Source organism: Staphylococcus sp. HMSC056G08 (assembly GCF_001812305.1).
In the GTDB taxonomy this organism is placed as follows: domain Bacteria; phylum Bacillota; class Bacilli; order Staphylococcales; family Staphylococcaceae; genus Staphylococcus; species Staphylococcus simulans.
Genome location: NZ_KV808526.1, coordinates 1 through 5,725, shown reverse-complemented (window position 1 = coordinate 5,725; position 5,725 = coordinate 1). Strand labels below are relative to the sequence as shown.

General features: G+C 31.8%; 6 protein-coding genes. 3 read left to right on the top strand and 3 right to left on the bottom strand.

From position 1 onward, the window contains the following. Positions 1 to 404 (top strand): LPXTG cell wall anchor domain-containing protein (locus tag HMPREF2846_RS14270; protein WP_141751886.1); only part of this gene is annotated, 404 nt, incomplete at its 5' end. Positions 405 to 493: 89 nt separating this feature from the next. Here HMPREF2846_RS14270 and HMPREF2846_RS11900 read toward each other — a convergent pair. From HMPREF2846_RS11900 to HMPREF2846_RS11890, 3 genes are all read right to left on the bottom strand, one after another. Next, positions 494 to 994: a hypothetical protein gene (locus tag HMPREF2846_RS11900; protein WP_070626706.1), complete on the bottom strand. Its 501-nt coding sequence runs from the start codon at positions 992 to 994 to the stop codon at positions 494 to 496. A gap of 149 nt (positions 995 to 1,143) precedes the next feature. Beyond that, entirely contained in the window at positions 1,144 to 1,602 is a 459-nt protein-coding gene (locus HMPREF2846_RS11895; RefSeq protein ID WP_070626705.1) for a hypothetical protein, read from the bottom strand. Beyond that, a complete protein-coding gene (locus HMPREF2846_RS11890; protein ID WP_060804644.1) occupies positions 1,586 to 2,419 on the bottom strand; it encodes a DUF3100 domain-containing protein in 834 nt (277 codons plus the stop codon). Before HMPREF2846_RS11890 ends, HMPREF2846_RS11895 begins: the two co-directional genes overlap by 17 nt. Positions 2,420 to 2,724: 305 nt before the next feature. Between HMPREF2846_RS11890 and HMPREF2846_RS11885 the strand changes: the two genes are divergently transcribed. Continuing rightward, on the top strand, positions 2,725 to 3,612 hold the full coding sequence (locus HMPREF2846_RS11885; protein WP_070626704.1) for a hypothetical protein: 888 nt from the start codon (positions 2,725 to 2,727) through the stop codon (positions 3,610 to 3,612). Positions 3,613 to 3,941: 329 nt separating this feature from the next. Next, on the top strand, positions 3,942 to 5,725 hold a 1,784-nt coding region (dptF, locus tag HMPREF2846_RS11880), incomplete at its 3' end, for a DNA phosphorothioation-dependent restriction protein DptF (protein ID WP_070626703.1).

Sequence of the window (5,725 nt, the reverse complement as noted above, 5' to 3'; positions counted from 1 at the left end):
TCGACAGTGGCTTCTATAAACCAGTAGTAGAACCTGAAAAACCAATCACACCTGAGAAACCGGAAGAACCAAAAGTTCCTGAAAAACCAGAGAAGCCGGAAGTACCTAACACGCCAGAAAAACCTGAAAAACCAAATAAACCAGAAGTACCAACTACACCAGAACAACCATCAGAACCTGGTCAACCTACACCACCTAAAGCACCAAAAGGTGATGTAGCCCCTCATAAAGTAGTTAAATCTGAAAAACAACTAGAAAAAGCTCCTAAAGTTTCTAAAGATAAAGCTTTACCAGAAACAGGTGAAGAAGGTACAAATGCAGGTTTAATTGGAACATTATTCGCGGCATTAGGTAGTGTATTCTTATTTAATCGTCGTAAGAAAGAAACAAAAGATCATAAATAATGTATCGCAGTAATACTTTGAATAGGTTTTAATGCATAAGTAATGCCTCCTTAAGCTCACATCATGTGAATGCTTTTGGAGGCATTTTTTTATTCTAAGTCATAAATTTCTTCGTATCTTACTTCTGTTGCTTGTGGTAACCAAGGCTTGCCTGACATAAAGCCAACGTGAGCACCTTCAAATTCTGTGTTCATTAGTTCATCCATAGCTTTTCTTTGCCAATCTCTTTCTCGTTTTCTTCGAAACTTTTCATCTTCGCCCATTTCAAAACGGTAGAGCCATTCAGGAATAAACTTTTTGGGTTTACGTTTCTTAGTTCCAGTGTATTCATTGAGTTCAATAGTGATTGCTCTTTTCTCATAATAGAAAGTGTCATTAAGAAAGATTAAATCAAAGGAGAAGGGTTCAGGTAAGGGGATGCCGAGTTCTTTATACTTTGCTAGGGCGAAGCCTAAGCAATCTTCAGGAGATAGGAGTTCGATTGGAGGAAGTACTTCATGCAGTGATTCTACATCGAAATCTACAAAGAAGTATTGGCCTTCGAGTTTCGGAACATTCTTATATAATATTGCGACGTATGTGACTTTCATTATCTCAAGTCCTCTCTATATTTATTGTGACGCAGCTTAATTTGAGTAATAAACATAGTAGATGTTATTACTTAGAAATTAGTATAAAAAAAGGAAGTCGACGGCACAATCGACTTCCTTTACCTATTTAGTAAACTTGTATTTATAAGTTAAATAATACCTTGTATCTTCAACACAATATGAGCTACGACGGCTGAACCGACATATGTACTCATTAGAATGACCATACCTACAACGATTGTTTTCCATCCTAACTTCGCAAAGTCAGTCCAAGAATTGCCGATTGAAATACCAGCATATGCAACAACTGGTGTAGCTAATGCCATTAATTCTACATTGTGTGTCCAACTAACGATATAAGGTGCCGTCGGCATACCAGGAATTGTAAGTACTAATCCAAGTACACCAATATAAGCAATACTAGGAATGTTAAGAGGGATAAGCTGTTGAAGAATCATACCGACTAAAGCGATTCCCATTAATGCAAGAACACCTGGAACAGCTTTTGAAGGCATAATGTCTTGGCCAATCCAGTTACTAATTAACGCAATAAGTCCCACAACAACAAGCGTCAAAGACCAGTTGATAATATTAGACGTGAGTTTCATGTATATCCCTCTTTCCTTTTGTACTTTTTTGTAGTCTAGCTTTAACCTTCATAACACCATTGTAGTAACGAATTGTTAATGGTAATGCGATTAAGATACCCATATATAATCCAGTTACTGATGTTAATAAGTTACTGACTCCTGAAAAAGCTTTAATATCACTAGCGTAGCTTGGGAACATTTCAATAATAGGACCAACTGCGGCAGCTGACATAACGCCACTACCAACACCAGTCGCCATTGCGTAAGCTAATGGATGTAAAGGTATAATGGATGCGATCAAACCTGAAAAGATACTAAAGAATATTGCACCAAAAATTGTTCCGAAGATATACATAGACATGACACCACGCCATTCTGGTGATTCAATTCCGAACTTTTCTGTAATCAACGCCATGTTTGCTTCTCTACCAATAGAGTGTGTCATACCGATAGCCTCACGACGTAGTCCAAGCATAATTGCCAACGGCAAAGAAAGGAAAATCGTACCTAGGTTACCGAGTTCTTGTAAAACTAATGCTGGACCTGCCGCGATAATTTTAGGAAGTGCAGGTCCTGCTTCAGTACCAAATTTCGCAATTAAAATAGCAACAGAAATAAATACCATAGGCTCTGAGTTTTTGGCTTGTTTCTTACCAACCAAAGGAGTGAAATAAGCTAATAAACCTAAGACAACTCCATAAACTACAGGTAATAATAAAATAGACGTAACTCCTAATGGAATATCGAATGGGCCAATTAATTCACAAATCACAACAATGGCTAATACTAAGACATGTAATCGCCAATCTTTCCAGTAGTGTTGTCTTCGATTCATAGTTATCTCCTCCTATAATAATTATTGCAATAATCAGAAAATTGTGTGAATGAACTCATTGTAACGTTAAACATATAGAAAGTGAAGAGGTAAATGACACTTATTTTGCTTTTTTGGTAAACAAAATGTAGAGCAAAAGCATGTATAATTTGTATGTTCGCATTTCCATGCTGATAAATGTATAGAAAAAGGAGAGTAGTTTATGAGTGATAAAAATAAATGTGAGAGGTAGGCGTTCATATTGTAGAAATTGAAGCAGGTTTTAAATCAATCGTTCTAAAAAATATAGAAAAGAAGGACAACAAATGAATACAACATCAAAAGATAGAAATAAGAATGTAATGGATCGATCTACAAAAGAGGAAATAAATGTTCAGAGTATCGAATGTATAAAAAATTGGAGAACGTGTGATGAGAAGGAAAAAGAGTATTGGGCAAACAAGTTCATTATGCTGAATCATCATACTGTTGATAAAGTGGTTGAACAAAATATATTACAGATAAAAGAAACGATTTTAGAAAAGCAAGATTTAATATCGTATGGATATGAAGGATTGCTCAATATAATGGAAAAGTTTAATTTAGATAATGAAAGCTCTTTTCAATATGATAAGTATTTCAGAGTTCAGTATTATGTCAGAAAGAATATAGATGATCACAAATCTTCATATAAAATTTCCACGTTTGAAAAAGAACAGATAAATTATATGAATCGTTTAATGTCGCAAAATCACTTTCTGGATGAAGATAAGTTAGATGCATTGTTGAGGGAGAAGATTGGGATTTCTGAAAAGCAATTATTCAACTTAAAAAAGTTCATGGGAATGTGTGTTTATAACCAAATATCATTAGATGAAGAAATGGATAATCTTAAAGAAGATGAATTCATTGATAATAAACTGAGGTTTATTGAAAGAGAAACTGAAAATAGCGTAGAGGAAATAGTTATAATTAATCAATTTATTGAATACATGGTAAATCAAGCTAAAGAAGTTTTGCCTACGGATAGATATTTTATAGTATTCACTAGATATTTAGGGATAGATGGAAAAGAACCAGAAGAATTAAAAAACATAGCTAAACTAGTAGAAACAAGCTATAGATATACTGTAGTTATAAAGAACAGTTCAATTTCAAAGATGAAGTTTGCTGCGAGAAGAGGAGAAATTTCTAATTGGTTTAAAGAAGAATAGTGGAATATTGTTTTATGAATGAGTATCTAAAATAACTAAAAAATAAACCGTGCATATCTATGTTAATCATAGAAGTGCATGGTTTATTTTTGTGTCTAATAATTAAATTAAGTGTTTTATGATTAATATTCATATGTTATAAAAACTAATAACCATAGTGTGGCAACCTTTAAATAAGATGGCATAATGAGTTGAAATATAAGATAATAATAAGGTGCAGCTTAATCAAAATGGATGGTAAGTAATTGGGAAAGATCATTGTTATGTTGTAGTAATATGGTTTGAAATAAAAAATAACAATACATAATTTAAAAAGGGAGAATGATTTGATGGAATTAAAAATGTTGGAAGAAAAATTATTTCGTTCCTTAAAAGAAAATGAAATAGCTATAAAAGACTATAGTATAGATGAGATAAATGTAACTGAATTAAACACAAAGATCTTAAGGTTGAAGATGGAGAAAGTTATAGATAATACTACATTTGAAATATTGAGAAATATTAAAAATGCTATTGCAGATTTCAAAAGATTTAATGATATTAACAGCAAGTCAGAAATTGAAAATCAACTGACAAAATTAGAAAGGTATACAAAAAAGAAATCATTTACAACAAGTAGCAACTTTGAAGAGATAATGAAACATTTAAGTGTCACTTCAAAAGAGTCAATTGTAAACTCCCAAGAATTTACAGAATTTAATGACTATTTGCACATAGAAAGACCAATAGAACACAGATTAATTAGCTCTTTAAAGTCTTTGAAAGAAAAAGACTCAGGAATAATTCTGTTAGTTGGGTCTGTTGGTGATGGAAAATCACATTTATTAGCATATCTAAATGATAAATATGCTGAACTTATGCAAGACATTACAATTTATAATGATGCTACTGAAAGCGATAACCCTTATAGAACCGCCCAAGAAACTTTAATAAATATATTTAGAAAGTATAAAGAAAATGGTGGGAAGGTAGTAATAGCGATAAATATTGGAATGTTACACAAATTGAATGAAAGCTTTTCTAATCATCAGGATTTATCGCACTTTAAAGAAATGATTGAAAGTACGCACATTTTTTCAGAAGTCACAGCTGATGTGAAAAATAATCTAGACGAAGAAATTTCAATAGTTTCTTTTATAGGAGAAAAGCCTTTTGAAATAAATGAAAATGGCATGTATAGCACTTTTTATAATGAAGTAATGGAGAAGATCTTTAGAAAAGAATTAGATAATCCCATTTATGCTGCTTTTATGGATGATGATGGATTTAATAGGACAGAAAGTATTTATAGAAACTATAAATTAATGATGAACCAAGATGTAAGGAAAGCTGTTATTCATTTGTTGATAAAGATTCAAATAGAAAACAAAAGGATAATTTCAACTAGAGCTCTTTTAAACTTTATTCACGATATTATTGTTCCAGATAATAATCATAATAATAATTTATTAATGAATTTATTGTTTGAAAGTTCTGATAGATCTCCTTTATTAAAAGCAATAAGCAGCCAAGACCCAAGTAAAATTCAGAACTATAAAATAGACAAACTCAATGTTGAACTTTATAACTCCCTAGATATATATGGTAAAAGTCGTGCTCTTTTTGGTGAAGAAGTATACAAGGAGATAGAAGATTACATTACTTTATTTGATGGACTAAAATACATTAGAAAATTTAAGATGATCATAAGATTGCATTTCTTGTTTAATTATAAAGAATATGAGAACGATGAGTATGAAGAGTATATACAAATGTTGCGATGTATTGAAAACGATAGATTATATAAAAAATCTTTGCTATCCAAGTTGCAAAAGGCAATATATCATTGGAATGGAAGTCCTAAAGAAGGTTTCATTTACAACGAGAATTTTGACTTCGATTCTAATATGAGAATTGGTTTAGAACTTAAGTATGATCTCGTTTATATAAAGGTTACTGATCAATATGCTATTAAGGTAGAAATAGATGTTAATGGTAAAAAATTGGAAGTTGTTATTGATTTTAACCTTTACAAACTCCTTTGTAAGATAGAAAAAGGATATATTGTAAAAGCAAAAGATAAGAAAGACTCTATAGTCTTTTCAGACTGTCGACAAAGTCCTACGGACTTGTC

Coding starts and splice junctions, on each gene's coding strand:
- HMPREF2846_RS11895 (WP_070626705.1), bottom strand. CDS start 1,602: ATGAAACTCACGTCTAATATTATCAACTGGTCTTTGACGCTTGTTGTT.
- HMPREF2846_RS11890 (WP_060804644.1), bottom strand. CDS start 2,419: ATGAATCGAAGACAACACTACTGGAAAGATTGGCGATTACATGTCTTA.
- HMPREF2846_RS11885 (WP_070626704.1), top strand. CDS start 2,725: ATGAATACAACATCAAAAGATAGAAATAAGAATGTAATGGATCGATCT.
- HMPREF2846_RS11900 (WP_070626706.1), bottom strand. CDS start 994: ATGAAAGTCACATACGTCGCAATATTATATAAGAATGTTCCGAAACTC.